The organism is Microbispora bryophytorum, from assembly GCF_006874465.1.
In the GTDB taxonomy this organism is placed as follows: domain Bacteria; phylum Actinomycetota; class Actinomycetes; order Streptosporangiales; family Streptosporangiaceae; genus Microbispora; species Microbispora bryophytorum.
The window spans coordinates 122863-148040 of the sequence record NZ_VIRL01000009.1 but is presented as its reverse complement, the minus strand read 5'-3'; the positions used below and the strand labels follow the sequence as shown (position 1 = coordinate 148040).

The window sequence follows — 25178 nt, the reverse complement described above, 5'->3', positions numbered from 1 at the left end:
GTCTTGCGATGACGAGGCGCCCCGCACTTCCACCTGCCGCGACGGGGCCTGATCAGGGCAGGCCGGCCCGTCGCGGAGCGCCGAGCCGCAGGCCTTTCGGTTCGCCCGTGACGCGTGACCCGCGTTCTACCGGCGGCCGGCGTTCGGATCCGCGACAGGCGGATTCGCTCAGCATTTCTCCGTCGAAGAGAGAATCGCCATGTACGAGATGTATCCCTGGGGCCGTTCCGAGGACGCTGAGGACGAGGCGGCGGCGGCCCTGCAGATCGCGCTCGACCGTCGCGACAACGGGGGCGCGCCGCAGCGCTGACCCGACCGGGATCGGCGGGACCGGCAGGACCGGGCCACCCTCCGGATGCGCCGATCGTGATCCCCGGGGCGCCGGCGGGGTGTCCACGGCACGGGACCTCACTGCCGGCGTTCCGTCGCGGCGGGACCCGCCTGACGGGCGGATACGTCCGTCTGACCGAATGCTGAGATCGTGTTTCGATCTCCGAGACAACCGGTAAGGTACACGCATGGAGTCGAGCAACATCCGCCTGGCAGTGATCCCCGGTGACGGTATCGGCACGGAGGTCGTCGCCGAAGGCCTCAAGGTCCTCAACGCCGCAGGCGTCAAGTCCGAGACCACCGAATACGATCTCGGTGCCAAGCGCTACCACGCGACCGGGCAGACGCTTCCCGACGAGGTGCTCGACGAGCTGCGCGGCTACGACGCGATCCTGCTGGGCGCCGTCGGCGACCCGAGCGTGCCGCCCGGCGTCCTGGAGCGCGAGCTGCTGCTGCGCCTGCGCTTCGAGCTCGACCACTACGTGAACCTCCGCCCGGTCAAGCTGTTCCCCGGCGTGACGACTCCGCTGGGAGAGGCCCGCCCCGAGGACATCGACATGATCGTCGTCCGTGAGGGCACCGAGGGCCCGTACGCGGGCGCCGGCGGCGTGATGCGCCGCGGCACGCCGCAGGAGATCGCCACCCAGGAGTCCCTGAACACGGCCTACGGCGTCGAGCGCGTCGTGCGCTACGCCTTCGAGAAGGCCCTGGCCCGGCCCCGCCGCAAGCTGACGCTGGTCCACAAGACCAACGTCCTGACGTACGCGGGCGACCTGTGGGCGCGCACCGTCGACCGGCTCAGCATGGAGTTCGCCGAGGTCGAGACCGACTACTGCCACGTCGACGCGGCCTCCATGTTCTTCATCACCCAGCCGCAGCGGTTCGACGTGATCGTCACCGACAACCTGTTCGGCGACATCCTGACCGACATCGGCGCGGCGGTCGCCGGCGGCATCGGCCTGGCGGCCAGCGGCAACGTCAACCCGGCCCGCACGGCGCCGTCCATGTTCGAGCCCGTCCACGGCAGCGCGCCCGACATCGCGGGCCAGGGCAAGGCCGACCCGACCGCGACGATCCTGTCGGTCGCCATGCTTCTCGACCACCTCGGCCACGCCCAGGCGTCGGCCCGCGTCGAGCAGGCCGTGGCCGACGACCTGATCGAGCGCCAGAGCGCGTGGACGGCGCGCTCCACCCGCGAGATCGGCGACGACATCGCCGCCCGAGTAGCCGGCTGATCCCGGCCGCTCATCCCGACATCATGCGCATGGCGGCCCGGTATGGGCCGCCATGCGCTTTTTCATACCTGCGAAATGCCCTAGTTTTCCCTTAGCCGACTCGTCGCACAATTACTACGACGACGTAGAGAGAAGGACCTCGCATGACCACCCACCTCAGGTTCGACGTGCAGCTCAATCCGCAGGCCCGCAGTGCGGCCGAACGCGAGCAGGTGCTGGCGAGCCCCGGCTTCGGTCAGGTCTTCACCGACCACATGATCTCCATCGACTGGAGCGAGGGGGAGGGCTGGAGCGAGGCGAAGCTTCAGCCGTACGGTCCGCTCGTCCTCGACCCCGCCACGTCGGTGTTCCACTACGCCCAGGAGTTGTTCGAGGGGCTCAAGGCGTACCGGCAGCCGAACGGCTCGATCGTGGCCTTCCGGCCGTACGCGAACGCGGCGCGGTTCAACCAGTCCGCGCTGCGGATGGCGATGCCGGAGCTTCCCGAGGAGACGTTCGTCGAGTCGCTCGAACTCCTTGTGCAGACCGACCGCGACTGGGTGCCGACCACCGAGGGCCACAGCCTCTATCTGCGGCCCTTCATGATCGCCACGCAGCCCGCCCTCGGGGTGAACCACCCCTCGCGGAACTACAAGTACATGGTGATCGCCTCGCCCGCGGCGTCGTACTTCACCGGCGGCCTCAAGCCGGTCTCGGTCTGGCTGTCCACGGAGTACACCCGCGCGGCGCCCGGCGGCACCGGGTTCGCCAAGTGCGGCGGAAACTACGCGGCGGCTTTCGTGGCCCAGCGGCAGGCCGTCGAGGAGGGCTGCGACCAGGTCGTCTGGCTCGACGCCTTCGAGCACCGGTGGGTCGAGGAGATGGGCGGGATGAACCTGTTCTTCGTCTTCGGCGACCGCCTCGTCACCCCGGCGCTCACCGGCACGCTGCTGCCGGGCATCACCCGTGACTCGATCCTCAGTCTGGCGGCCGAGCTGGGATACACGGCGGAGGAGGGCAAGATCTCCATCGAGGAGTGGCAGGCGGGCTGCGAGTCCGGCGAGCTCACCGAGGTCTTCGCCTGCGGCACCGCCGCCGTCGTCACGCCCGTCGGGTCGGTCAAGGGCGTCGACCGGAGCTGGACCGTCGGCGACGGCACTCCCGGGCCGGTCACGATGAAGATCCGTGAAGAGCTCGTGGGGATCCAGTACGGCAGCCGCCCCGACGCCCACCACTGGATCCACAAGATCTGCTGACGGTCCGGTCCCCGGGCTGGCTCAGCCGGTCGCGCCCGGGCAGGCCGTGCCGACGGGGAGGACGGACAGCGACACCAGCCCTCCGAGCAGGCCGGTTCCCCCGCCGGCCCTGCCTGCCCCGGCGTCGATCCCGGCGTCGATCCCGGCGTCGACCCTGCCGACGACCCTGAGCAGGGGCCGCGGGGCAGGGCACGGCGGCGGCTCCGCCGGAGCGGCGAGCGGGGGCGCCGCGGTCACCGTGACGGTGACGGTGGGCACCGGAGTGGGCCTGGCGCCGGGCGCCTTCGCCGGCGCGGGAGGCGCCGGGCTCTCGGTCACACGTGGGCCGACGACGGTCACGTGCTGGGTGACGTTGCAGACCCGGGCGCGCCGGCACAGCGCGTTCTGCACGTTCGAGGAGCCGCCGGCGGTGTTGGTGGACGTGTGCTGGTAGCCGCGGTTGCGCGTGGCGCCGGACACCGACAGCCTGGTCCCGGGCCGGTGCTGCGGATCCTTCCCCTGGGCGACGTTTCGCACCGCGCGGTCGGCGCGGCCGTGCCCGTTGTCGGCGGCGGCCCCGAGCGGGGCGACGCCGGTGATGAACGCGGTCGAAGCCGAAGCTCCGGCGAGAAGGAGACCGGCGATCCTGCCGGTGAGAAACGCCCCGCCGCCGCGCCGACAAGTCATTCGCCGCCCCCTGTTCGGATCAGACGCCTGGTCGCACCAGACGTCGCGTATAAAACGTGCCCTGGGCAATGCGATCCGCCGAGCGAATCGCTTCGCGAGCGTACTCATCGCGGGGGCGCCGATCGTGTGTCCCGCGCCCGCATGGCGGGTTATTACGCCATCATTGCCCGACGTCCATTGAGATCCCGGGTTCGGTTCCTCCTGATGAGCGCGAGACCCCGGCGACGGCCGGTGCGATGGAACGAGATCATGACCGCTCTGACCTGCGCTGACACTCTCTCGCATCTCGTACTATGAGATCGATGTGCCAGAGGGTGACCGGCTGTGGCAAACTGCTCAGCACCATGCACTACGGTCTGCTCATTATCGGCAGGCGCGCCGGCTGAAGGACATCGCCGGCGCGCAGACCTCTCACGTCCGTGAGGGGTCTTTTTGTTTGGGCCGGTGCATGGACCGGTCGGCGCGTGCGGCGAGATATGAACCCCGCAAGGAGACACAGAGATGGCCGACGATCGTTTCCACGTGTACGACACGACGCTCCGCGACGGCGCCCAGCAGGAGGGGCTGAACCTCACCGTCGCCGACAAGCTGGCCATCGCGCGCCACCTCGACGATCTCGGCGTCGGCTTCATCGAGGGTGGCTGGCCGGGGGCGAATCCCAAGGACACCGAGTTCTTCCGGCGGGCTCAGACCGAGCTCGACCTGAAGCACGCGCAGCTCGCCGCGTTCGGCGCGACCCGCCGGGCGGGCGTGAAGGCCGCCGACGACCCCCTGGTGGCCGCCCTGCGCGAATCCGGCGCGCCGATCGTGACGCTCGTGGCCAAGAGCCACTCCCGTCACGTGGAGCTGGCCCTCCGCACCACGCTGGAGGAGAACCTCGCGATGATCCGCGACACGGTCTCCCATCTGACGGCGGAGGGCCGGCGCGTCTTCCTCGACGCCGAGCACTTCTTCGACGGTTACCGCTCCGACCCCGCGTACGCGCTGGAGGTGCTGCGGACCGCCGCGGAGGCCGGGGCGTCGGTGATCGCCCTGTGCGACACCAACGGCGGCATGCTCCCCGACGAGCTGGCCGACGTGGTGCACGAGGCGGCCGGCACCGGGGCCCGCATCGGCATCCACTGCCACGACGACACCGGCTGCGCGGTCGCCAACACCCTGGCCGCGGTGAAGGCGGGCGCCACGCACGTGCAGGGCTGCGCCAACGGGTACGGCGAGCGCTCCGGCAACGCCAACCTGTTCACGGTGGTGGCCAACCTCCAGCTCAAGCGGGGATTCGACCTCGTGCCGCCCCAGTCGCTGGGCGAGATGACCCGCATCGCCCACGCGATCACCGAGGTAACCAACGTGACGCCGAACTCCCACCAGCCGTACGTCGGGACGTCGGCCTTCGCGCACAAGGCGGGCCTGCACGCGTCGGCGATCAAGGTCGACCCGAACCTCTACCAGCACATCGACCCCGCCGAGGTCGGCAACGACATGCGCATGCTGGTCTCCGACATGGCGGGCCGCGCCTCGGTCGAGCTGAAGGGCCGCGAGCTGGGCTACGAGCTCACCGGCGAGGAGTCCAGGCGGCTGGTCGAGCGGGTCAAGGACCTGGAGGCCAAGGGGCACACGTTCGAGGCGGCCGACGCGTCGTTCGAGCTGTTGCTGCGCGACACGGTCGACGGCGAGCGGCGGCGCTACTTCACGGTCGAGTCGTGGCGGGTGATCGTCGAGCGCCGTCCCGGCGGCGACGTGGTCAGCGAGGCGACCGTCAAGCTGCACGCGAAGGGCGAGCGGATCATCGCCACGGGCGAGGGGAACGGCCCGGTCAACGCGCTCGACAGGGCGGTGCGACTGGCGCTGGAGAAGCTCTATCCGGAGCTGGCGGCCGTCGAACTGATCGACTTCAAGGTCCGCATCCTGGAGGGCACGCACGGCACGGACGCGGTGACCCGGGTGCTGGTCACCTCCAGCGACGCGACCGGCGAGTGGGCCACGGTCGGCGTGGCCGAGAACGTCATCGAGGCCTCGTGGCAGGCGCTGGAGCAGGCGGTGACATACGGCCTGCTGCGGGCGGGACATAGCGCCTGACCAGCCCGTTAGCCCTTCCACCGGCATGGTGCGAGTGGTGTTCACGTTGCGCTGGTGAATGTAGCGGTTTTAGTGACATTTAGTCTAGTTGGTGCTTAGATAGGCGAAGCTCCTGAGGCGGTCTTCGCCACGATCGGCGGTCCCGACCGCGGTTCCAGCCTCAGCGTCCTGCTCAGGCTCTACGGAGGGTGAACGCAAGAAGCAGCTGCGCACTGAACTCCGCGCTGTCGCGGTGCCTGTCGTCGGCTTCTGATCGTCTGCCAAAGCGACCGGCGCCGTGAGAGCCGAGCGACCGTCTGTCACCATGACCAGCCACGTGACTGCGTCCGGTTCGAAAATTTTCGACGCATAGTCATCCCCTCGCTGGTGCACCCCGAATGGGAGGGTCTGTGATCACTTCGCCGTCTTACTACGACCAGATCGGCGGCGCGCCGGTAGTGCGCGACGTCGTCGAGCGCTTCTACGAGCGCGTGGTCGGCGACGACGATCTGAAGCCGTACTTCGTCGGTGTCGACATGCCCAGGCTGAAGCGGCACATGGTCGTGCTGCTGTGCTCGGTCCTGGGCGGTCCCGATCCGTACGAGGGCCGTGACCTGGGTGAGGCCCACACGGGCATGGGCATCACGTCGCGGCACTACGACAAGGTGGGCGAGCACCTCACCGGCGTGCTGCAGGACAGCGGCGTCGGTGAGGACATCCTGCGCGACGTCGGCCTCGTCCTCGCCAAGGTGAAGTCGTCCATCGTCGCCGAGCCCGCGGAAACGGCCGACTGAGTGGATACGCAAGCTCTCAAGGACAGCTGGCACCTCGTTTCCCGATCGGGCGACCAGGTGCCGCTGTACTTCTACTCGGTTCTCTTCCTGATGAACCCGGACGTGCGGGACATGTTCCCGGTGTCGATGGCGCGCCAGCGCGACAAGCTCGTGGGCGCGCTGGGAAGCGTCATCAGCAACGTCGACCGGCTGGACGAGGTCGTCCCGGTCCTGCAGCAGCTCGGCCGCGACCACCGCAAGTTCGCGGTGACCGCGACGCACTACCCCGCCGTCGGCCAGGCGCTGCTCGCCACGCTCGAGCACTTCCTGGGCGACCGCTGGACTCCTCAGCTCGCGCACGACTGGACGCAGGCGTACAACCTGGTCGCCCAGGTGATGGTCGAGGCCGCCAACGACGCGTCGAAGACCACCCCGCCCTGGTGGGAGGCCGAGATCGTCAGTCACGAGATGCGCACCCTCGGGATCGCCGTCATCCGCGCCCGGCTGAACTACCAGTACCCCTTCCGTCCGGGCCAGTCGGCGTCGATCTCCTACGCCATGCGCCCGCGCATCTGGCGGTTCTACTCGTTCGCCAACGCGCCCCGCCAGGACAACACCATCGACCTGCACGTACGCATGGTCGACGGCGGCGTGCTCAGCTCCGCGCTGGTCATGGGCGCGCGGCGGGGTGAGGTGCTGCGCGTGGGCGCGGCGGTGGGCGAACGGCTGACGCTCACCCCGGAGGTCCAGGGCGACCTGCTCATGATCGCGGGCGGCACCGGCCTCGCGCCGATGAAGGCGCTGGTGGAGCAGGTCGCCTACGAGGGCCCGACCCGCAGGGTGGACCTCGTCGTCGGCGCCCGGAACTCCAGAGAGCTGTACGACTACGAGACGCTGGCCAAGATGGCCGCCGAGCATCCCTGGCTCAACGTCGTGCCGGTCGTCTCCCACGACCCCTTCTACCAGGGCACCCGCGGCTACGCCGTGGACGTCGCGCTGCAGGGATGGCGTGGTCAGCACGTCTACGTCTGCGGCTCGGAGGAGATGGCGCAGGCCACCGTCGGACGGCTGCTGGATGCCGGCGTGCCCACCGACCAGATCCACTTCGACGAGTTCACGAGCGACAGAGGTCGGGAATCATGACGGCAGAGATGCCTTGGGGAAGCCCGGCGGCCGAGCGCCAGCCCCTCACCCCGGATCGGATACGCAAGCAGGAGTTCACGCGCACATCGCTCGGGCGCCGCGGCTACAGCGAGGACGAGGTGCGCACGTTCCTCTACCGCGTCGCGGAGGACATGGCGACCAGCGACAAGGAGAAGGCGGACCTGCGGGCGCACATCGACCGCATGAAGCAGTGGTACAAGGAACACGGCATGAACCCGGACCAGGCCGCCGCGTCCCAGACCCTGAACGTCGACGCCATCAACATCCTGTCCCGCGCCCAGCAGACCGCCGACGCCCAGATCGCCGAGGCGGAGGACTACGCGCGGCGCATCGTGGGCCAGGCCCGCCGGCAGTACGAGGAACTCCTGATGGAGGCGCAGCGGCAGGCCGAGGAGGCCGCCAACCGGGCGGTCGGCGCCTACCGCGCCTCGGGCGACGGGCTGCAGAGCGCCGAGGCCGAGGAACTGGAGCGCAGGATCGCCTACCTGCGTACGTTCGCGGACGTCACGCAGGTGCAGTTGCGGGCGGTCCTGGAGGGGCTGGCCCACGAGGTCGACAAGCTCAGCACCGTGCCGGCCCAGGCCAAGCAACTGGCAGGCGGCCCCCTGGCGGGCGGCTCTCCGTCGGTGTACGGATAACCGCCCGCCACCCCTCCTGTCGGGGGAGGAGGTCTACGACAGCGTGCCGGAGGAGCTCGCGCGAAGCGTGACCGAACCGGCCGGGGTGTGAACGGTCAGAGTGCGTCCCGAGCAGCTGACCTCCGGCCGGTCGGTCCCGGGCACCACCACGGTCAGCAACGACGTCGCGACGGGCGAGACGATCACCGGAGCCGGCTCCTTGCGCATGTAAGCCGGCGAGATCCAGCCCTGGTAGGGCGAGGTCTGCCCGCGCACCACCCGCTGGCCGCCGACGGGCTTGCACGACGGCATCGCGAGCTGGACGATCGACGCCTTCCACTCGGCGTCGCCCACCACGACCCGCCCGCCCGAGTTGGACACGACCTTCAGCGCGGGATCGAGGTGCCAGAGGTTCTGCAGCTTCCCGCCGCCGCTGTCGAGCACCGCCATCACGTCCTCGCGGTGGTTCACCAGCACCGACCGCTTGCGCGGCACGCCGTACGCCCTGTCGGTGAACGTGAACGCCTGCCGGTCCGTGCGCACGGACTTGGACACCAGCGCCGTGGGGGTGTGGCCGCGGAACTTCCTGCCCACGAGGATCGGCACGTTGTGGGCCTCCGGGCCCAGCGTCCACCGCCGATAGGGCGTGTTCTCGTAGGAGACGAAGCCCGCCTCGGTGAGGATCGAGCGGCCCTGGGCGTAGTAGGTCACGCCCATGTGGTCCTCGTGGCCGTGGAACTTCAGCGCCGGCCCGAACCGGATCGAGTAGTAGGCCGACTTGGGGTCGTTCCAGGCGGTGCGGCCGAAGACGTATCCGGCGTTGAAGACCTGCACGGTCGACTTGGCGTGGTCGAAGGCGGTCGGCTGGACGTCGGCCGGCCCGTCGCCGATCGGCACCATGTAGCCGTTCGGCTGGGTGGCGGCGCTGATGTGCCGCGGCAGGCTCTCCCAGCGGGTGGCCAGCGCCGAGGGGACCTTCATCCCGCAGTCCTTGATCGTGTCGACCGCCACCCTGAGCCGGTCGTGCACGTAGATGGCGTAACGCGGCGCCTGCTCGCGCAGCGCGCCCTGCCCGTCGATGTCGAGCTTCATCGACTTCACCATGCGGCTGACGGCGAGGTTCTTCCACTTCGGGTTCCCGTAGCGGCAGCCGATGCGCAGCAGGCCGATGTCCTGGTCGAGCCCGTGGTTATGGCCGAGCTCGTAGTTCTTGGGGTTCGACAGCAGCTTCGCGTGCAGGGCCAGGCTGTTGGTCAGCCAACCGGCCTTCACGTACCTGCTCAGGCACACCAGGGCCGGGGCGCGCAGCGCGATCGGGTGCTCGGCCCAGGCGTACGGGCTGGTCGTGCGCCCGCCGTACGGGTTGTCCGCGACCCAGTCCTTGGCGATCTCCTCGGCCCGGCCGAGGTAGGCCTCCTCGCCGGTCGCCTCGTAGTCGGCCACGAGCCGGCCCATCCACCGCAGCGACTGGAACACCATCTGCCAGGACCTGTTCTTGTACGGGTCCAGGCGCCAGTTGACGTCCTTGCCGACCGTGACCGCGGGCAGGTCGAGGAAGGACAGCTTGCCGCTCATGACGTCACCGGAGGTGGGGGTGGCGGGCAGCCAGTCCCCCTGGCACTCCGGCGTGCGGTGCGGGGCCCGCGCCTGGGCGGGCGCGGCCAGGGTGAGCGCGGTCAGCGGGACGACGGCCACCAGGGAGAGGGCTGAGAAGCGGCGGAACACGCCGGATTCCTTCCGAGATCGATTAGGAGCCGCTCATGCTGTCCGAATTCTGACGATCTGGTCAAGTCACTCTGGTTACAAGTGCACAACTGCTCACAAACACCGCTCAGCGCCGGGCCGGCCGGGAATCATCAGGTGCCGGCGGTCAACCCGGCGACGAGGTCGTCGACCACGCCGAAAGCGATCACGCTGTCGAGCGGATTGGAATAGTTGCGCGACCAGGTGATCAGTCCGTCGCGGACCCTGGCGACCATGACGACCTGGGAGGTGAACTGCTTGCCCGTCGCGGTGACCCGGCCCTGCAGCCGGTATTCGGCTATCACCGTCTCGGGGTCGGTCGTCCGGTGGATCTCGATGTCGTCCACGGACTCGAACCTCTGGAGCTGAGCACCTGCGTTGAGATGGGCGCGGAAGGTCTCCCGGTCCTGCTCTTCCTGCGCTCTGCCGGGCAGTTGGAACGGGAACTCGAAGACGGCGTCCTCGGCGAACAGATCGGCCATCTCCTCGCAGGGCCCGGAGGCGGTCAGGCGGAGAAGCCGGGCGACGTCGGGGTTCTTCCCCTTCCTCCGGCGGTTGATCGATGAGGCCCGCGCCAAGCAGGACCTCACGGACGCGCTCGCCGGGGCGGGTGTGAACCTGACCGACGCCACCCGGCAGACGGCCGTCCAACTGCGACAGATCTTCGCAGAGCTTCTGGCCTCTGCTCAGAAGGCAGGCGTGGTGCGTGCCGATGTAGACGGTGAAGATGTGCAAGCCATCGTCCTGGCCGCGGTAACCGGTGAACGCCACCGCGCCGACCACACCCGCCCCGGCCGCCTTGGCGACCTCGTACTGGACGGCCTGCGTCCGTAGCTCTGGCCTGAATCGTGTGGGAATTGGCCGTACGGCCGCTCGCGCCCGGCCGGCCCGCTCCGCCAGCCTGGGGCCATGCCGGTCCCGTTCTCAGAGACGTTCCCCGAGACACCAACCGCGGCGGCCGCGCTCGCCGTCGCCACCCGCTTCTGCCCGCCCGCGCTGCTCAACCACTCGATCAGGTCCTACCTGTGGGGTGCCGGGTACGCCCGGGCGCACGGGATCGGCTTCGACGACGAGCTGTACTACGTGTCCTCCCTGCTCCACGACATCGGGCTGACCGAGACCTTCGACAGCCACACGGTGCCGTTCGAGGAGGCGGGGGGACGTCTCGCCTGGGTCTTCGGCATGGCCGCCGGATGGTCGCCGGACAGATCCGCGCGAGCCGAGGAGATCATTGTCGTCCACATGCGCGACCCGGTCGCCGCGTCCGAGGACCCCGAGTCGCACCTGCTGCAGGTGGCCACGTCGTGGGATGTGTCGGGACGGCGGCCCGAGGAGTTCCCGGCGGACGCCCGGGCCGCCGTGCTGGAGCGCCATCCCCGGCTCGGGTTCGGCGCGGAGTTCCTCGCCGCCTTCGAGGAGCAGACGCGGCGCAAGCCGGGCTGCGCGGCGGCCTGCTCCGTCGAGGCCGGCATCGCCGCCCGGCTCGCCGCCCACCCGCTCGACGCCTGAACGGCGCTCTGGGACTGAACGCTGCTCACTGAACGGTGCTCTCGGACTGAAGGGCCCTGTCTGGCTGAACGGCCCTCTCCGGACTGAACGGCCCTGGATGTCTGAACGCCCCCGGCGGCGCGTGACCGGGGGCGTTCAGGGCGTCGACGGGCCCGGCTCAGTCGTCCTGTTTGGGGCCGGCGCTCTCCACGACCTCAAAGGTCCACAACTCGGAGTCGGTCGCGGCCGGGCCGCCGTGTCCGTGTCCGTGGCCCTGTCCCTGCCCCTGCCCCTGGTCCTGCCCCTGCCCCTGGTCCTGCCCGTGGCCCTGGCCCTGCGCGGCGGCCTCGGCGGCGGCCCGCGCGTGTCCCGCCTGGAACGCCCGGCTCTCCTGCCAGCGCCGGAAGTCCTCCTCGCTGCGCCAGCGGGTGTAGACGAGGTAGCGGTCGCCGCCCTCCACCGGCCGCAGCAGTTCGAACCACTCGAACCCGTCGGCCGACTCCACCATCCCTGCCCGGCTCGCGAACCGCTTCTCCAGTTCGCGCCGCATCTCCTCGGGCACCGTCAGCACGTTGATCTTCACGACCGAAGGCACATCGACTCCCCGTACGCTCGACTCCAGCGGATACCCGACCACCTTACGTACGTTCACCCGCCGTCCCCCTACTAGGCTCGTGACGTGCGTATCGCGAGGTTCTCGATGGGCGACCAGGTCGCCTTCGGCATGGTGGAAGAAGGCGGGCAGGTCATCGCCCGCATCGGTGGTCACCCCTTCCACGGGGTGGAGCTGACCGGCGAGCGGGTCCCGGTGGCCGAGGTCCGCCTGGTCGCCCCCATGCTGCCCAGCAAGATCATCGCTATCGGCAAGAACTACGCCGACCACGCCAGGGAGATGGGCGGCGAACCCCCGGCGGAGCCGGTCGTGTTCCTCAAGCCCAGCACGACCGTGATCGGGCCGTCGGAGACGATCGCGTACCCGGGGAAGCTGTCGGAGCGGGTCGACTACGAGGGCGAACTGGCCGTGGTGATTGGCCGGTTGTGCCGTGACGTCCCCGCCGAGCGGGCCGGTGAGGTCGTCTTCGGATACACCTGCGCCAACGACGTGACCGCACGCGACCTTCAGGCCAGGGACGGTCAGTGGACCAGGGCCAAGGGCTTCGACACGTTCTGCCCGCTTGGTCCCTGGATCGAGACCGAACTCGACCCGGCCGACCTGGCGATCACCACCACGCTCAACGGCGAGGTCAGGCAGAGCGCCCGCACCTCCCTCCTGCTGCACGACGTCCCCGCGCTCATCGCGTACGTGAGCGCGGTCATGACCCTGCTGCCCGGCGACGTCATCCTGACCGGCACGCCCGCCGGGGTGGGCCCGATGTCCGTGGGCGACGAGGTCGGCGTCTCCATCGAAGGAATCGGAACTCTCACTAACCGGGTGATCTCACGTGACTAGGGTGCGCTTCGCCCCTTCGCCCACCGGCATGTTCCACGTCGGCGGGGCCCGTTCGGCGCTGTTCAACTGGGCGATCGCCGAGCAGTCCGGCGGCACGTTCGTGCTGCGCATCGAGGACACGGACGCGGCTCGCAACCGGCCCGAGTGGACCGAGGGCATCATCTCGGCCCTCGCCTGGATCGGCATCAACGGCGACTCGCCGCACTTCGAGGGGCCCTACTTCCAGTCCGCCTACGAGCAGCAGCACCGCGACGCCGCGACCAAGCTGCTCAAGGACGGCAGGGCCTACCACTGCACCTGCACGCGCGACGACGTGAAGGCCAGGACCGGCTCGGAGCACCAGGGCTACGACGGCCACTGCCGCGACCGCGGCCTAACCGAGGGCGCCGTGCGGTTCCGCACACCCGACGAGGGCGTGACGGTCGTGGACGACAAGGTCCGCGGGCGGGTGGAGTTCCCCAACGCGGCGATGGAGGACTTCGTCATCGTCCGCGGGGACGGCTCTCCGCTGTTCATCCTCGCCAACGTCGTGGACGACATGGAGATGCGGATCAGCCAGGTCGTACGGGCCGAGGAGCACCTGTCGAACACGCCCAAGCAGCAGCTTCTGTGGAAGGCGCTCGGTGCGGAGCCGCCGGTCTGGGCACACGTGCCGGTGATCGTCAACGAGAAGCGGCAGAAGCTGTCCAAGCGCCGCGACAAGGTCGCCCTGGAGTCCTACCGCGACGAGGGCTACCTCGCCGAGGCGATGGTCAACTACCTCATGCTGCTCGGCTGGGGCCCCGGCGACGACCGCGAGATCATGCCGTGGTCGGAGATGAGGCCGCTGTTCCGGCTGGAGGACGTGAACCAGGCGCCGGCGTTCTTCGACGAGAAGAAGCTGCGGGCCTTCAACGGCGAGTACATCCGGGCGCTGCCCCGCGCGGTGTTCGCCGCCCGCTGTGAGCCGTGGCTCGACCCGTCCTGGGACCGCTCGGTGTTCGACCGCGTGGCCGACCTGGTGCAGACCCGGGTCGCCGTGCTGTCCGAGGTCACCGCCAACGTCGACTTCCTGTTCCTCGACGAGCCCGTCTTCGACCAGGCGTCCTGGGACAAGGCGATGAAGCCGGGGGCGGCCGAGATCCTGGCCGGGTACGCCGAGCGGCTGGAGACGGTCAGCTGGGACCCCGACTCGCTCAAGACCGCCCTGGAGGAGGTCGGCCTCGCGCACGGGCTCAAGCTCGGCAAGGCGCAGGCGCCCGTGCGGGTGGCGATCACCGGCCGGACCGTGGGCCTGCCGCTGTTCGAGTCGATCGAGGTGCTCGGCCGCGAGCGCTCGCTCGACCGGGTGCGCGCGGCCCTCGCCAAGCTGGCCTGAGCAGGCCGGGCGACAGCACGGCGCCGGCCTCCGGCCTTCCCGGAGACGCCGGCGAGCCTCTTGTGTCGCGGCGGAAGGCCCCTCAGGGCCGAGGAGACGCCCGAGCCCTCCCCGCCGCGGCATGAGCTTCCTCTGCCGCGGCGGAAGGGCCCTAAGGACCCTCAGGGCCGTCGTGGCCGTTACAGCAGCCCGCGGCGGTCCAGCAGCGGAGTGATCTCCGGGTCGCGGCCGCGGAAGTCGCGGAACGCCGTCATCGAGTCGACGCTGCCGCCCCGGGACAGCAGGGCCCGGCGGAAGGTGTCGCCGTTCTCCCGGCGCAGCCCGCCGTTCTCGTTGAACCACTCGACGGTGTCGGCGTCGAGGACCTCACTCCAGATGTAGGAGTAGTAGCCGGCGCTGTAGCCGCTCGCCCAGATGTGGGCGAAGTACGTGCTGCGGTATCGCGGGGGAACGGTCGGCAGGTCCACCCCGGCCTCCCGCAGCGCCCGCCTCTCGAACTCCTCCACGTCCTCACCGGCGTCCCCGTCGCCGTCGTAGGCCGTGTGCCACGCCCAGTCGAGCAGGGTGGCGGCCAGATACTCCAGCGTGGCGAAGCCCTGGTTGAACTTCTGCGTCTCCAGCATCCGGTCGACGAGGTCCTGCGGCATCGGCTCGCCCGTCTCGTGGTGCCTGGCGTACTCGGCCAGGATCTCCGGATGGGTCGCCCACATCTCGTTCACCTGCGAGGGGTATTCGACGAAGTCGCGCGGCACGGACGTTCCGGAGAAGCGGGGGTGGCGCACGTCGGAGAACAGCCCGTGCAGTGCGTGCCCGAACTCGTGGAACATGGTGTTGACCTCGTCGAACGTCATCAGGGTCGGCTCGCCCTTGACGATGTTGAGGTTGTTGACCACCACCGGCCTGGTGCCCTCCAGGCCCGACTGCTTCACCAGGCTGTTCATCCAGGCCCCGCCCCGCTTGGAGGCCCTGGCGTGGAAGTCGCCGAGGAACAGGCCCAGCGGCGAGCCGTCCTCGTCGCGCACCTCGAAGACCCGCACCTCCGGGTGGTAGCCGTACAGGTCGGGGCGCTCGTGGAAGGTGACGCCGTACAGGCGTGACGCCGCGTTGAAGACGCCCTTCTCCAGCACGGTGTTCAGCTCGAAGTACGGCCGCATGCGCCGGCTGTCGATGTCGTAGCGGGCCTTGCGCACCTTCTCCGAGTAGAACGCCCAGTCCCACGGCTGGATCGGGTGGCCGGCGATCTCCTCCAGGTCCGCCTGCTCCTTGCGCGCGTTGGCGACGGCGGGCGGCACGAGCCGGTCGAGCATCTCGGTGACCGCCCGAGTCGTGCCCGCCGTCTGGTCGGCCAGGACGTACTCCGCGTGGTTCTCGTAGCCCAGCAGCCGTGCGCGCTCCCGGCGCAGGACCGCGATCTCCTTGATCAGCTCGGCGTTCGCCGCGCCCCGCCCGGCCGAGGCCCGGTGGATGCGCTCACGCAGGGACCGGTTGGTCAGCTCGGCCAGGGTGGGCTGCCCGGTGGGCAGGACCAGCGTGATCAGATACCTGCCGTCCAGCCCGCGCTCTCTGGCCTGGTCGGCGAGCCCCTGGATCGCGTCCTGCGACAGCCCGTCGAGTTCGGCCACGTCCTCGACCACGACCGCCCGTTCGTTGGTGTCGGCGAGCAAGTTCTGCTGGAACGCCGTCCCCAGGGCCGACAGCCGCTCGTTGATCTCTCTGAGCCGGGCCTGGTCCTGCGGGCCCAGCGTGGCGCCCGCCCGGGTGAAGTCGGTGAGGTAGCGCTTCAGCAGCCACCGCTGTTCCTCGTCGGCCGCCTCGACCGCCTGGATGCGCGCGAAGAGCTCGGCGTCGAGGTGGATCGCGTCGGCGTGCTTGGCGAGCCTCGGCGTGACGTCCTTCTGGATCTCCTGGACGCCGGGCGTCGTGTCGGAGGACGCCTGGTTGAAGAACACCGCGGAGACCCGTTCGAGCAGAGCGCCGGATCTCTCCAGCGCCTCGACGGTGTTCTCGAAGGTCGCGGGCTCCGGGTTCCCGGTGATCGCCTCGACCTCCGCGATCTGCTCGGCCATGCCCTGCTCGAACGCCGGCGCGTAGTGCTCCTCCCTGATCTCCTGGAAGGGGGGCAGCCCGTAGGGCAGGGTGCTCGGGCTGAGGAAGGGGTTCGCGGCCGAGGTCATGGCTGGCGGCTCCTCACGTGGTGCGGGCGTTTTCCCCAGCCTCGCACAGGAGGACCCGGCCCTGTGCCCAGGAGGGCCGGCGCCCTCCGTACGGGGGGATCTACGCACTCCGAGCAGGGGGATCGGACCCTTCGCGCGGGGGATCGGATCACGAGATCGCGAGGCGCGCCGCAATCGTTTTGGTAGTGGGTCGCAAGCTGGGCTATTCTTTCGGAGTCGCAAGCGGGAGCCGCGAGGCCCCCGCAAGCAGATGGGGTATGGGGTAATTGGCAGCCCGACGGATTCTGGCTCCGTTAGTCTAGGTTCGAGTCCTGGTACCCCAGCTGGATCCCCCCAAGGGATTCTGCTGGAAACAAGCGCAGTGTAAGGTCCCGTCGTCTAGTGGCCTAGGACGCCGCCCTCTCAAGGCGGTAACGGCGGTTCGAATCCGCTCGGGACTACTTCACTGCACTCGGCTCCGTCGTCTAGTGGCCTAGGACGCCGCCCTCTCAAGGCGGTAGCGCCGGTTCGAATCCGGTCGGGGCTACATCATCGAGAACCCTCGGCACTTCCCCGTGCCGGGGGTTTCGCCGTTACGGGGACGCCGCGCTCTGCTCATGGCCCGCTGCGCGGGCGCGAATCCGGTGGGGGCTACATCATCGAGAATCCTCGGCACTTCCCCGTGCCGGGGGTTTCGCCGTTACGGGGACGCCGCGCTCTGCTCATGGCCCGCTGCCTGGCATGGCAACCATCACCATCCAGGACGTTTCCCGGCGCAGCGGGCTGAGTGAGCCCACGCTGCGCTACTACGAAGACGTGGGGCTGATCGGCCCGATCGACCGCGACGGGAACAGCGGGCATCGCCGTTATCGCGACGAGGACCTCCACGTGATCGAGGCACTGGCCTGCCTGCGCGCGGTCGGCGTCGGTATCGAGGACATGCGCGCCTACCTGGCCAACCGGGCGCGCGGTCGGGCGGCGGCGGCCGAGCAGCGCGATCTGCTGCTTCGTCACGCGGAGCGCATCGAGGCCGAGATCGCCGCCCAGCAGGCGCGGCTCGGCTACCTGCGCGAGAAAGCGGCGATGTGGGACGCCCGCGACCGTGGTGACGCCGTCGCGGAGGCCGAGGCGACACAGCGTGTCGTGGACGCGGTCGGCCGCTTGAGGGGGCTGCGATGAACCGGGTTCTGGTCACCGGCGGGTCCGGCTACGTGGGCACGCATCTGATCGCGGCGCTGCTGCGGGCCGGGCGGTCCGTGCGCGCGACCGTGCGCTCGACGGCCCGCGAGGCCGACCTGCGGGCGGCGGTGCGCCGCGGTGATGCCGATGACACCGGCCTGGAGATCGTCGCCGCGGACCTGACGGCCGACGACGGCTGGGCCGCCGCGGTGGCCGGGTGCGACGAGGTCCATCACGTCGCCTCGCCCTTCCCGTTCGTCCAGCCGGAGGATCCCGACGAGCTGATCGTCCCTGCCCGCGAGGGCACGCTGCGGGTGCTGCGCGCCGCGCGGGAGGCGGGCGCCCGGCGCGTCGTGCTCACCTCGTCCTTCGCCGCGATCGGATACACGCCGAAGCCGGGGGCCGAGTTCACCGAGGCCGACTGGACCGATCCTGACACCCCGGGACTGGCGCCCTACCCGCGTTCCAAGGCGATCGCCGAGCGGGCCGCGTGGGACCTGATGGAGCGCGACGGCGGCGACACCGAGCTCGTCGTGGTCAACCCGACGTTCATCCTCGGGCCCGCCCTGACGATCGACCTGGGCTCCTCGACGCAGCTGATCAAGGCGATGCTCGACGGGACGATGAACGTCGCGCCCCGGCAGCGCTTCGGCGTCGTCGACGTGCGCGACGTGGCCGACCTGCACATCCGCGCCATGGCCAGGCCAGAGGCCGCGGGCAAGCGCTTCCTGGCCGTTTCCGACGGCCCGGCGCTGAGCTTCCTGGAGGTGGCCGGGATCCTGCGCCGGCGGCTCGGCCCGCTCGCCGCGCGCGTTCCCACGCAGGAGGTGCCAGGGAACGAGCCGCCGCGACCGGTCATCCACAACGACCGCGCCCGCGACGAGCTCGGATGGAGTCCGCGCCCCGCCGAGACGACGATCGTGCAGACGGCGGAGAGCCTGCGCGACCTTGTACTCGGCGGACGCGCGGGACTTCTTCCGCGACTTGAACCGCGGGTACTTGGCGCGCTTGGCGAAGAAGTTCCCGAACGCCGTCTGAAGATGGCGGAGCGTCTGCTGGAGTGGGACGGAGGACACCTCCGTCAGGAAGGCAAGCTCCTCGGTCTTCTTCCACTCCGTGAGCGCGGCGGACGACTGCACGTAGGAGACACGGCGCTGCTCGCCGTACCAAGCCTGTGTGCGTTCCTCCAGCGCCTTGTTGTACACGAGGCGGACGCAGCCGAACGTGCGAGACAGCTCGGCCGCCTGCTCGTCCGTGGGGTAAAAGCGGTACTTGAACGCCCGCTTGACCTGCTGCGTCATGCCTCACGTTCTATCGGCTTCCGTGTGAGCGGCGGCTGTCGGCCGGTGGCCGTACACGCCGAATCGCCCTGGCGGCGATTCGGCTTTCCCTGCCCCGCTACGCGGGAGCTCCGTTTCCTCCCCGGCCTGAAGGCCGGGGTATCCACGAAGGAAGTCCGATGACACGCCTGGGACTGCTCAGAATGCTCTAGATGTGCTCGGTGTCGGCGTCGGCGCAGGAGACGGTGAGCACGCCCTCCATCTCGGCCAGCCTGCTCGTGAGGTCTCCGATGGAGCCGGGGCCGTGGATCAGCAGGGTGACCGTGACCGTGCCGGTGTCCCGGCTCTGACCCGGCTGGTCCAGCGACAGCTCGTCGACCGCGAAACGGCGGCTCGTGCACTCGGCCAGGGCCTGGCGCAGCACGCCCCGGCCGTCCGAGTACGACAGGCGCAGCCGCGACTGGGCGTGCTTGGACCGGGGGAGCCGGGCGGCCAGGGAAGTGAGCCCCAGCATCACGACGAAGTTCCCCACCGTGGCCACGACGGCCAGCAGCCACAGACCCGCTCCCGCGGCCATGCCGACTCCGGCGGTGAGCCACACGGCTGCGGCCGTGGTCAGCCCCTTGACCGCGTCGCGGCGTACGAAGATCAGCCCGCCCCCGATGAAGCCGATGCCGGAGACGATCTGGGCCGCCACGCGGGACGGATCGAGCACCACGGAGTCGCCGAGGATGTCGGAGAAGCCGTACTTGGACACGAGCATGAACAGCGCGGCGCCGAACCCCACCAGCGTGTGAGTGCGCAGCCCGGCGCTCTTCTGCCGGATCTCCCGCTCCAGCCCGATGGCCGCCGACAACACGAGCGCGATGGCGAGGTCAACGGCCGGCTGCCACCACGCCACAGGGCTCACCGCTAGTGAGATGGGGGTCACGCGACCACATTAAGTCCGCACGCCCGGGTTGGTCATCCTGTCGTGACGGACAGCGACGGCAGTGGACGACAGCGGCGAGAGCGACGGCAGTGACGGCGAGACGCCAGTGGCGGCGAGGCCGGGGCGGACGCAGCCGTCCGGGCCTCGCCGGCGCCGCTAACGTCCCGACCGCGCCTTGAACAGCGCCCGCTTGGCGGCCTTGACCACCTGCTTGTCGGGGTGGGTCTCGCCGATGAGGTCCAGCAGTTCCTCGGCGTGCGGGTGGTGGACCTTCCAGATCACGTCGAGCAGCCCGATGAGCGTCTGCGCCGGGCCGATGTCGTGCAGGCTGGACACGAACTCCGGCCGGCCGAGCCCGGCGGAGATCGTCCACATGTCGAGAATCAGCCAGTGGGTGTCCGCCTGGGTCGGCTCCGGGGCGTCCTCGACGTCCATCTGGGTCAGGTGCGTCGCGGCGTACGGCCGCAGCGAGGGCTCCTTCAGCGCCTCCTGCCAGGCGGGGATGGCGGCCTCGCCCAGGGAGCCCACCAGGCTGGCGGCCTGGACCCGCACGAGGGCGTCCGCCTCCTCCTCGGAGGCGGCTTCGAGCAGCTCGGAGGCGGCCCGCGCCGGGTCGCGCAGGGAGAGCCAGGCGGCGAACTCCTCGTCGGCCTCCTCCTCCGACATGTCGGCGCTGAACGACAGCAGGTCGAGCGCGGTCATGGCGTCGATCGCGGGCCGGGCGTCGATCTCGATGTCCTCGTCGTCAAGCAGGTGGACGAGGCCCTCCGTGCCGAGCGGCGTCAGGGTCACCGCCTCGCCTTCGACGGCGGCCATGCCGTAGCCGGTCAGCCAGGCGAGCGCGGAGGCGAGCGGGTCGCCGGCCGCGGCCCAGGCGTCGGCGCCCAGGTCGTCGTACTCCGCCGCGGCCTCGGCCAGCTCGTCGCGCAGCGAGGCCACCGCCCGCGTGCCGCCGGCCGCCAGCAGGCGGATCAGCACTGCGCGGGTCAGGCCGGACAGGGCCAGCGTGAGATCGTCGTCGTCCAGCTCCGGGTCGCCGTAGTCGAGTGAGTGGAGGCCGAGCATCCAGGCGTCCAGGACGTCGTCGTCGTCCTCGAAGGGCCAGGCGGCGGTGTCGGAGTCCACGCTGACCGTGTCGTCGCCGTCGGGGGCGAGGAACTCCAGGTCGATCGCGAGGTTCCACAGGTTCCAGATGTTGCCCGCGTCGGGCAGGCCGAGCGTGCGCACCGCCTCGTCCACCTCGGATTCGGTGAGCAGCGTCTCCTCGCCCACCTTGCGCCGGGTGCCGACCCACAGCGCCAGGTCGCGGGCCTGCGCGATGAGGGTCACCCGGCGGGCCGCATCGGCGAGCTCGGTGTCGGGACGCAGCCGGATCGTGGGCAGGGCGCCGATCTCGTCGGCGAACGGCTCGAAGTCGCCGAGGCCCTCGTCGGCCTCGTCCTCGTCGAGCTCGTCCTCCTCCTCGTCCCAGTCACGCTCGGCGATGGTGTCCTCCATCGTGTCGACGAAGTCGTCCTCGACCTCGTCCAGCTCCGCGAGCAGGGTCTCCAGGGACGCCGAGCCCGGCGAGAGCCGTCCGGTGGACGACAGGAACGTCAGGTAGGCCCGGATGGCGGGGACCATGCCGTCCGCGGCGGCGTCGGGGTCCTCGACCACCTGGGGTATGCGCTCCAGCAGGACCGTGCGCAGGTCGCCGCGCTTCCACAGCCCGACGTCGTCGCGGGCGATCAGGCGATGCCACAGGGCGACGGGGCCCACGAGGTCGGGGTCGCTGCCGGGTGCGTTGTCCGGCGCCCAGAGGATGAATTCTTGGAGCAGGGGACGCAGTTCAGCGGCGGCTGCCTCGATGCGGTCTGTCACCCCGCCAGCCTAGTGCCGCGACCGCCAGGATTTGCCCGGAAGGAGCGGTGTCGACCGTGGTGGATCGCACGGCGGAGGAGCTCGTGGCGGAGCCTATGAGTGATCTTCCCGGGCGCCGCGGAGATTCTGTCCGATCAGTTCGCGCGGCGCATGGCTTCGGTGATGCGCTCGGCGGCGGTGACGACGGGGGCGGCGTGCATCCGGCCGGGCGTACGGGTCAGCCGCTCTATGGGGCCGGACACGGAGACCGCGGCGATCACCTTGCCGCCGGCGCCGCGGATGGGCGCGGAGACGCTCGCCACGCCCTGCTCGCGCTCGCCGACGCTGTGCGCCCAGCCCCTCCTGCGTACGCTCGCGAGCGTGGCGGCGGTGAACTTGGCGCCCCGCAGGCCGCGGTGCAGCCGGTCGGGCTCCTCCCAGGCGAGCAGGATCTGCGCGGCGGAGCCCGCGGTCATGGGCAGCGCGGAGCCGACCGGCACCGTGTCGCGCAGTCCGCTGGCGCGCTCGGCGGCGGCCACGCAGACCCGCTCGTCGCCCTGGCGTCGATAGAGTTGGGCGCTCTCCCCGGTGAGATCGCGAAGCTGGGTGAGCACCGGCCCGGCGACGGCGAGCAGCCGGTCCTCGCCCGCGGCGGTGGACAACTCCGACAGACGGGGCCCGAGGACGAACCGGCCCTGCGTGTCGCGGGAGACGATGCGGTGGTGCTCCAGCGCGACGGCCAGCCGGTGGGCCGTGGGCCTGGCCAGGCCGGTGGCCTGGACGAGCTGCGCCAGGGAAGCGGGGCCCGCCTCCAGGGCGTTGAGTACGAGAACCGCCTTGTCGAGTACTCCGACCCCGCTAGAGTTGTCCATACCCCGATACTGCCGTCTCGCCATACGAGATGCAAACGCAATGTTGGGAATCAGCAGATACAGTGTCCATATCCCGATATTTCCGTCTCATGATAAGAGACACGACCGCGGGGGTCTGAACGCGAGGAGGCGTCACAACCATGGGTCGCACACTGGCTGAGAAAGTCTGGGAGCAACACGTCGTACGCCGGGCCGAAGGCGAACCCGACCTGCTCTACATCGACCTGCACCTCATCCACGAGGTGACCAGCCCGCAGGCGTTCGACGGCCTGCGCATGACCGGCCGCACCGTGCGCCGTCCCGACCTCACGATCGCCACCGAGGACCACAACGTCCCGACCGTGCTCGGGCCGATCTCCGACCCGGTGTCCCGCACGCAGGTCGAGACGCTGCGCAAGAACGCCGCGGAGTTCGGCATCCGCCTGCACCCGATGGGCGACGCCGGTCAGGGCGTGGTGCACATCATCGGCCCGCAGTTCGGGCTCACCCAGCCCGGCATGACGATCGTCTGCGGCGACTCGCACACCTCGACGCACGGGGCGTTCGGCGCCATCGCGTTCGGCATCGGCACCTCTGAGGTCGAGCACGTGCTGGCCACCCAGACGCTGCCCGCCTACCGGCCCAAGACGATGGCCATCGAGGTCAAGGGCGAGCTGCCGGCCGGCGTGACCGCCAAGGACCTGATCCTCGCGATCATCGCGAAGATCGGCACCGGCGGCGGCCAGGGCTACATCGTCGAGTATCGGGGCGAGGCCGTGCGCAAGCTCTCCATGGAGGGCCGCATGACCGTCTGCAACATGTCGATCGAGGCCGGCGCGCGGGCGGGCATGATCGCACCCGACGAGACCACGTTCGAGTACCTGCGCGGCCGTCCCCACGCGCCCTCCGGCGAGGTCTGGGACCAGGCCGTCGAGTACTGGAAGACGCTGCGCACCGACGACGACGCCGAGTTCGACAAGGTCGTGGAGATCGACGCCTCGACCCTCACGCCGTTCGTCACGTGGGGCACCAACCCGGGCCAGGGCGCGCCGCTCGGCTCCGCCGTGCCGTCGCCCGAGCAGTTCGCCGACCCGGTCGAGCGGTCCGCCGCCGAGCGGGCGCTGGAGTACATGGGCCTGGCCGCGGGCACGCCGCTGCGCGACATCCAGGTGGACACCGTCTTCGTCGGCTCCTGCACCAACGGCCGCATCGAGGACCTGCGGGCCGCCGCCGAGATCCTGCGCGACCGCAAGGTCGTCACCCGCACGCTGATCGTCCCGGGCTCCATGGGGGTCAAGAAGGCGGCCGAGGAGGAGGGCCTGCACGAGGTCTTCAAGGCGGCCGGGGCCGAGTGGCGCGAGGCCGGCTGCTCGATGTGCCTGGGCATGAACCCCGACACTCTGAAGCCGGGCGAGCGCAGCGCCTCGACCTCCAACCGCAACTTCGAGGGCCGCCAGGGCAAGGGCGGGCGCACCCACCTGGTTTCGCCGCAGGTGGCGGCCGCGACCGCGGTGACCGGCCGGCTGACCGCCCCCGCCGACCTGTAGCCCGCCCGCCTCAGTCCCAGGAAGAGATCATCATGGATGCCTTCACCACTCACACCGGCCGGGCCGTACCGCTGCGCCGCAGCAACGTGGACACCGACCAGATCATCCCGGCGGTCTGGCTGAAGCAGGTCAGCCGTACGGGCTTCGAGAAGGGCCTGTTCGCCGCCTGGCGCGAGGACCCGTCCTTCGTGCTGAACGACCCGGCGTACGAGGGCGCGTCGATCCTGGTGTCCGGGCCCGACTTCGGCACCGGCTCCTCGCGTGAGCACGCCGTGTGGGCCCTGCAGCAGTACGGCTTCCGCGTCGTGATCGCCTCGCGGTTCGGCGACATCTTCCGCAACAACTCCACGAAGATGGGCCTGCTGCCGGTCATCCTGCCCGAGGACGTGGTCGAGCGTCTGCAGGACGCGGTCGAGGCCGACCCGACGACGGAGATCACCGTCGACCTGGTGGAACGCCAGGTGCGCTCGGGCGACCTGGTCGCCTCGTTCGAGATCGACGACTACACCCGCTGGCGGCTGATGGAGGGCCTGGACGACATCGGGCTGACCCTGCGTCACGCGGACGCCGTCGAGGAGTACGAGAATGGGCGGCAGCCATGGCTGCCGACGACCGTCTGAACGATCCTCAGACCGCAGATGAGTTGCTGGCGCGGCGACTGCGTGATGCGCATCGCCGCGTCAGAGCGTTAGCCTTACCACAGGAGGAGCAGGCCCGCCTGGCGCGACGGCTGCTTGCTATCTGTGACGTGGCAAAGCGGGACATAGCCCATGCGGCCGCCCGGCTGGACGCCTTCATCGCCTATCTGGACGGCACATTCGACACGCCGAGCAGGCGAAACATGCCCCCCGGTGATTGAAGTCCCGCGACCTCGTCCCCTAATTTCAAGCGCGTAAGGGGGAGGAAACCGAAATGAACAAGAAAGAACTCGTCGACGCGATCACGGATCGTGTCGGCGACAAGAAGACGGCCACCGAAGCTGTCAACGCCGTCCTCGACGCCATCCAGGGTGCTGTCGCGGGCGGGGACAAGGTCTCGATCACCGGCTTCGGCGCCTTCGAGATGGTGCACAAGCCGGCTCGTACGGCCCGCAACCCTTCCACCGGGGATCCGATCAAGGTGGAGGAGAGCTGGGCGCCAAGGTTCCGGCCCGGCGCGGACTTCAAGGAGCAGGTCAACGCGGGTGGCAAGGCTGCCAAGAAGAAGTAGCCCGCCCCACCCCGCACCAGTCGACGGCGCTCGGAGCCCCCGGGCGCCGTTCGTCGTTTCCGGCCCGATGCCACGC

General features: G+C 70.0%; 23 protein-coding genes, 3 tRNA genes and 2 pseudogenes. 19 read left to right on the top strand and 9 right to left on the bottom strand.

Annotated features, from left to right (window positions below):
• Positions 1–518: 518 nt before the first annotated feature.
• Together FLX07_RS18395 and FLX07_RS18390 are read left to right on the top strand one after the other, a co-directional pair.
• Entirely contained in the window at positions 519–1565 is a 1047-nt protein-coding gene (locus tag FLX07_RS18395) for a 3-isopropylmalate dehydrogenase (RefSeq protein ID WP_142572034.1), read from the top strand.
• Between the two features lie 143 nt (positions 1566–1708).
• Entirely contained in the window at positions 1709–2800 is a 1092-nt protein-coding gene (locus FLX07_RS18390) for a branched-chain amino acid aminotransferase (RefSeq protein ID WP_142572033.1), read from the top strand.
• Between the two features lie 21 nt (positions 2801–2821).
• On the opposite strand, the gene FLX07_RS18385 is transcribed toward FLX07_RS18390, so the two are convergent.
• Positions 2822–3466 (bottom strand): hypothetical protein, encoded by a 645-nt coding sequence (locus FLX07_RS18385; protein ID WP_142572032.1) that lies wholly within the window; start codon positions 3464–3466, stop codon positions 2822–2824.
• A 501-nt stretch (positions 3467–3967) separates the two neighbouring features.
• On the opposite strand from FLX07_RS18385, the gene cimA reads away from it, so the two are divergent.
• From cimA to FLX07_RS18365, 4 genes are all read left to right on the top strand, one after another.
• Positions 3968–5542, top strand: coding sequence for a citramalate synthase (cimA, locus tag FLX07_RS18380; RefSeq protein ID WP_142572031.1), 1575 nt, complete (start codon positions 3968–3970; stop codon positions 5540–5542).
• A gap of 389 nt (positions 5543–5931) precedes the next feature.
• Positions 5932–6315 (top strand): group I truncated hemoglobin, encoded by a 384-nt coding sequence (locus FLX07_RS18375; protein WP_142572030.1) that lies wholly within the window; start codon positions 5932–5934, stop codon positions 6313–6315.
• Complete coding sequence (locus FLX07_RS18370) at positions 6316–7437, top strand: globin domain-containing protein (protein ID WP_208762265.1); 1122 nt, start codon at positions 6316–6318, stop codon at positions 7435–7437.
• On the top strand, positions 7434–8096 hold the full coding sequence (locus tag FLX07_RS18365; protein ID WP_142572029.1) for a DivIVA domain-containing protein: 663 nt from the start codon (positions 7434–7436) through the stop codon (positions 8094–8096). Before FLX07_RS18370 ends, FLX07_RS18365 begins: the two co-directional genes overlap by 4 nt.
• A gap of 33 nt (positions 8097–8129) precedes the next feature.
• Here FLX07_RS18365 and FLX07_RS18360 read toward each other — a convergent pair whose 3' ends face one another.
• Positions 8130–9800, bottom strand: a complete 1671-nt coding sequence (locus tag FLX07_RS18360; protein ID WP_142572028.1) for a heparinase II/III family protein — start codon at positions 9798–9800, stop codon at positions 8130–8132.
• 131 nt (positions 9801–9931) lie between these two features.
• Complete coding sequence (locus FLX07_RS18355; protein ID WP_268239515.1) at positions 9932–10408, bottom strand: nuclear transport factor 2 family protein; 477 nt, start codon at positions 10406–10408, stop codon at positions 9932–9934.
• Here FLX07_RS18355 and FLX07_RS18350 point away from each other — a divergent pair.
• Positions 10299–10652 carry an SbtR family transcriptional regulator gene (locus tag FLX07_RS18350; protein WP_341874013.1) on the top strand — a complete coding sequence of 118 codons (354 nt, stop codon included), beginning with the start codon at positions 10299–10301 and terminating at the stop codon, positions 10650–10652. The two genes, FLX07_RS18355 and FLX07_RS18350, sit on opposite strands and share 110 nt — an antisense overlap.
• Positions 10653–10727: 75 nt before the next feature.
• Positions 10728–11327: an HD domain-containing protein gene (locus FLX07_RS18345; RefSeq protein WP_142572025.1), complete on the top strand. Its 600-nt coding sequence runs from the start codon at positions 10728–10730 to the stop codon at positions 11325–11327.
• Between the two features lie 157 nt (positions 11328–11484).
• Here the strand turns inward: FLX07_RS18345 and FLX07_RS18340 are convergent, their stop codons facing one another.
• A complete protein-coding gene (locus FLX07_RS18340) occupies positions 11485–11901 on the bottom strand; it encodes an antibiotic biosynthesis monooxygenase family protein (RefSeq protein ID WP_208762276.1) in 417 nt (138 codons plus the stop codon).
• 84 nt (positions 11902–11985) lie between these two features.
• Here FLX07_RS18340 and FLX07_RS18335 point away from each other — a divergent pair, with 84 nt between their 5' ends.
• Both FLX07_RS18335 and gltX read left to right on the top strand, forming a co-directional pair.
• Positions 11986–12756 (top strand): fumarylacetoacetate hydrolase family protein, encoded by a 771-nt coding sequence (locus FLX07_RS18335; RefSeq protein WP_142572024.1) that lies wholly within the window; start codon positions 11986–11988, stop codon positions 12754–12756.
• Positions 12749–14113: a glutamate--tRNA ligase gene (gene gltX / locus FLX07_RS18330; protein WP_142572023.1), complete on the top strand. Its 1365-nt coding sequence runs from the start codon at positions 12749–12751 to the stop codon at positions 14111–14113. Before FLX07_RS18335 ends, gltX begins: the two co-directional genes overlap by 8 nt.
• A gap of 179 nt (positions 14114–14292) precedes the next feature.
• On the opposite strand, the gene FLX07_RS18325 is transcribed toward gltX, so the two are convergent.
• Entirely contained in the window at positions 14293–16287 is a 1995-nt protein-coding gene (locus FLX07_RS18325) for a M3 family metallopeptidase (RefSeq protein WP_142572022.1), read from the bottom strand.
• Positions 16288–16538: 251 nt separating this feature from the next.
• On the opposite strand from FLX07_RS18325, the gene FLX07_RS18320 reads away from it, so the two are divergent.
• The 5 genes and pseudogenes from FLX07_RS18320 to FLX07_RS37825 form a co-directional block, all read left to right on the top strand.
• A tRNA-Gln gene (locus tag FLX07_RS18320) sits at positions 16539–16610 on the top strand.
• Between the two features lie 44 nt (positions 16611–16654).
• Positions 16655–16727 (top strand) — tRNA-Glu (locus FLX07_RS18315).
• Positions 16728–16740: 13 nt separating this feature from the next.
• Positions 16741–16813: transfer RNA gene (locus FLX07_RS18310), tRNA-Glu, on the top strand.
• 194 nt (positions 16814–17007) lie between these two features.
• The gene (locus FLX07_RS18305; protein ID WP_142572021.1) at positions 17008–17445 is read left to right on the top strand and encodes a MerR family transcriptional regulator; all 438 of its coding nucleotides are present in this window, start codon (positions 17008–17010) and stop codon (positions 17443–17445) included.
• Positions 17442–18182: pseudogene (locus FLX07_RS37825) on the top strand (NAD-dependent epimerase/dehydratase family protein); the annotation flags it as partial. The gene FLX07_RS18305 and the pseudogene FLX07_RS37825, both read left to right, overlap by 4 nt.
• 144 nt (positions 18183–18326) lie before the next feature.
• Here the strand turns inward: FLX07_RS37825 and FLX07_RS18295 are convergent.
• The 4 genes and pseudogenes from FLX07_RS18295 to FLX07_RS18280 form a co-directional block, all read right to left on the bottom strand.
• Positions 18327–18746: pseudogene (locus FLX07_RS18295) on the bottom strand (RNA-guided endonuclease InsQ/TnpB family protein); the annotation flags it as partial.
• A 187-nt stretch (positions 18747–18933) separates the two neighbouring features.
• Positions 18934–19656: an MgtC/SapB family protein gene (locus tag FLX07_RS18290; protein ID WP_373292586.1), complete on the bottom strand. Its 723-nt coding sequence runs from the start codon at positions 19654–19656 to the stop codon at positions 18934–18936.
• 156 nt (positions 19657–19812) lie between these two features.
• Positions 19813–21516 carry a hypothetical protein gene (locus tag FLX07_RS18285; RefSeq protein WP_142572020.1) on the bottom strand — a complete coding sequence of 568 codons (1704 nt, stop codon included), beginning with the start codon at positions 21514–21516 and terminating at the stop codon, positions 19813–19815.
• 134 nt (positions 21517–21650) lie between these two features.
• Positions 21651–22367: an IclR family transcriptional regulator gene (locus FLX07_RS18280; RefSeq protein WP_142572019.1), complete on the bottom strand. Its 717-nt coding sequence runs from the start codon at positions 22365–22367 to the stop codon at positions 21651–21653.
• A 140-nt stretch (positions 22368–22507) separates the two neighbouring features.
• Between FLX07_RS18280 and leuC the strand changes: the two genes are divergently transcribed.
• From leuC to FLX07_RS18260, 4 genes are read left to right on the top strand one after another with little or no spacing between them, the layout of a single operon-like run.
• A complete protein-coding gene (gene leuC, locus FLX07_RS18275) occupies positions 22508–23893 on the top strand; it encodes a 3-isopropylmalate dehydratase large subunit (protein ID WP_142572018.1) in 1386 nt (461 codons plus the stop codon).
• Positions 23894–23925: 32 nt separating this feature from the next.
• Positions 23926–24513: a 3-isopropylmalate dehydratase small subunit gene (gene leuD, locus FLX07_RS18270; protein WP_142572017.1), complete on the top strand. Its 588-nt coding sequence runs from the start codon at positions 23926–23928 to the stop codon at positions 24511–24513.
• The gene (locus FLX07_RS18265; protein WP_142572016.1) at positions 24492–24752 is read left to right on the top strand and encodes an SCO5555 family protein; all 261 of its coding nucleotides are present in this window, start codon (positions 24492–24494) and stop codon (positions 24750–24752) included. The genes leuD and FLX07_RS18265 overlap by 22 nt, the downstream gene beginning before the upstream one ends.
• A gap of 53 nt (positions 24753–24805) precedes the next feature.
• Positions 24806–25102 carry an HU family DNA-binding protein gene (locus FLX07_RS18260; protein ID WP_142572015.1) on the top strand — a complete coding sequence of 99 codons (297 nt, stop codon included), beginning with the start codon at positions 24806–24808 and terminating at the stop codon, positions 25100–25102.
• Positions 25103–25178: the final 76 nt, after the last annotated feature.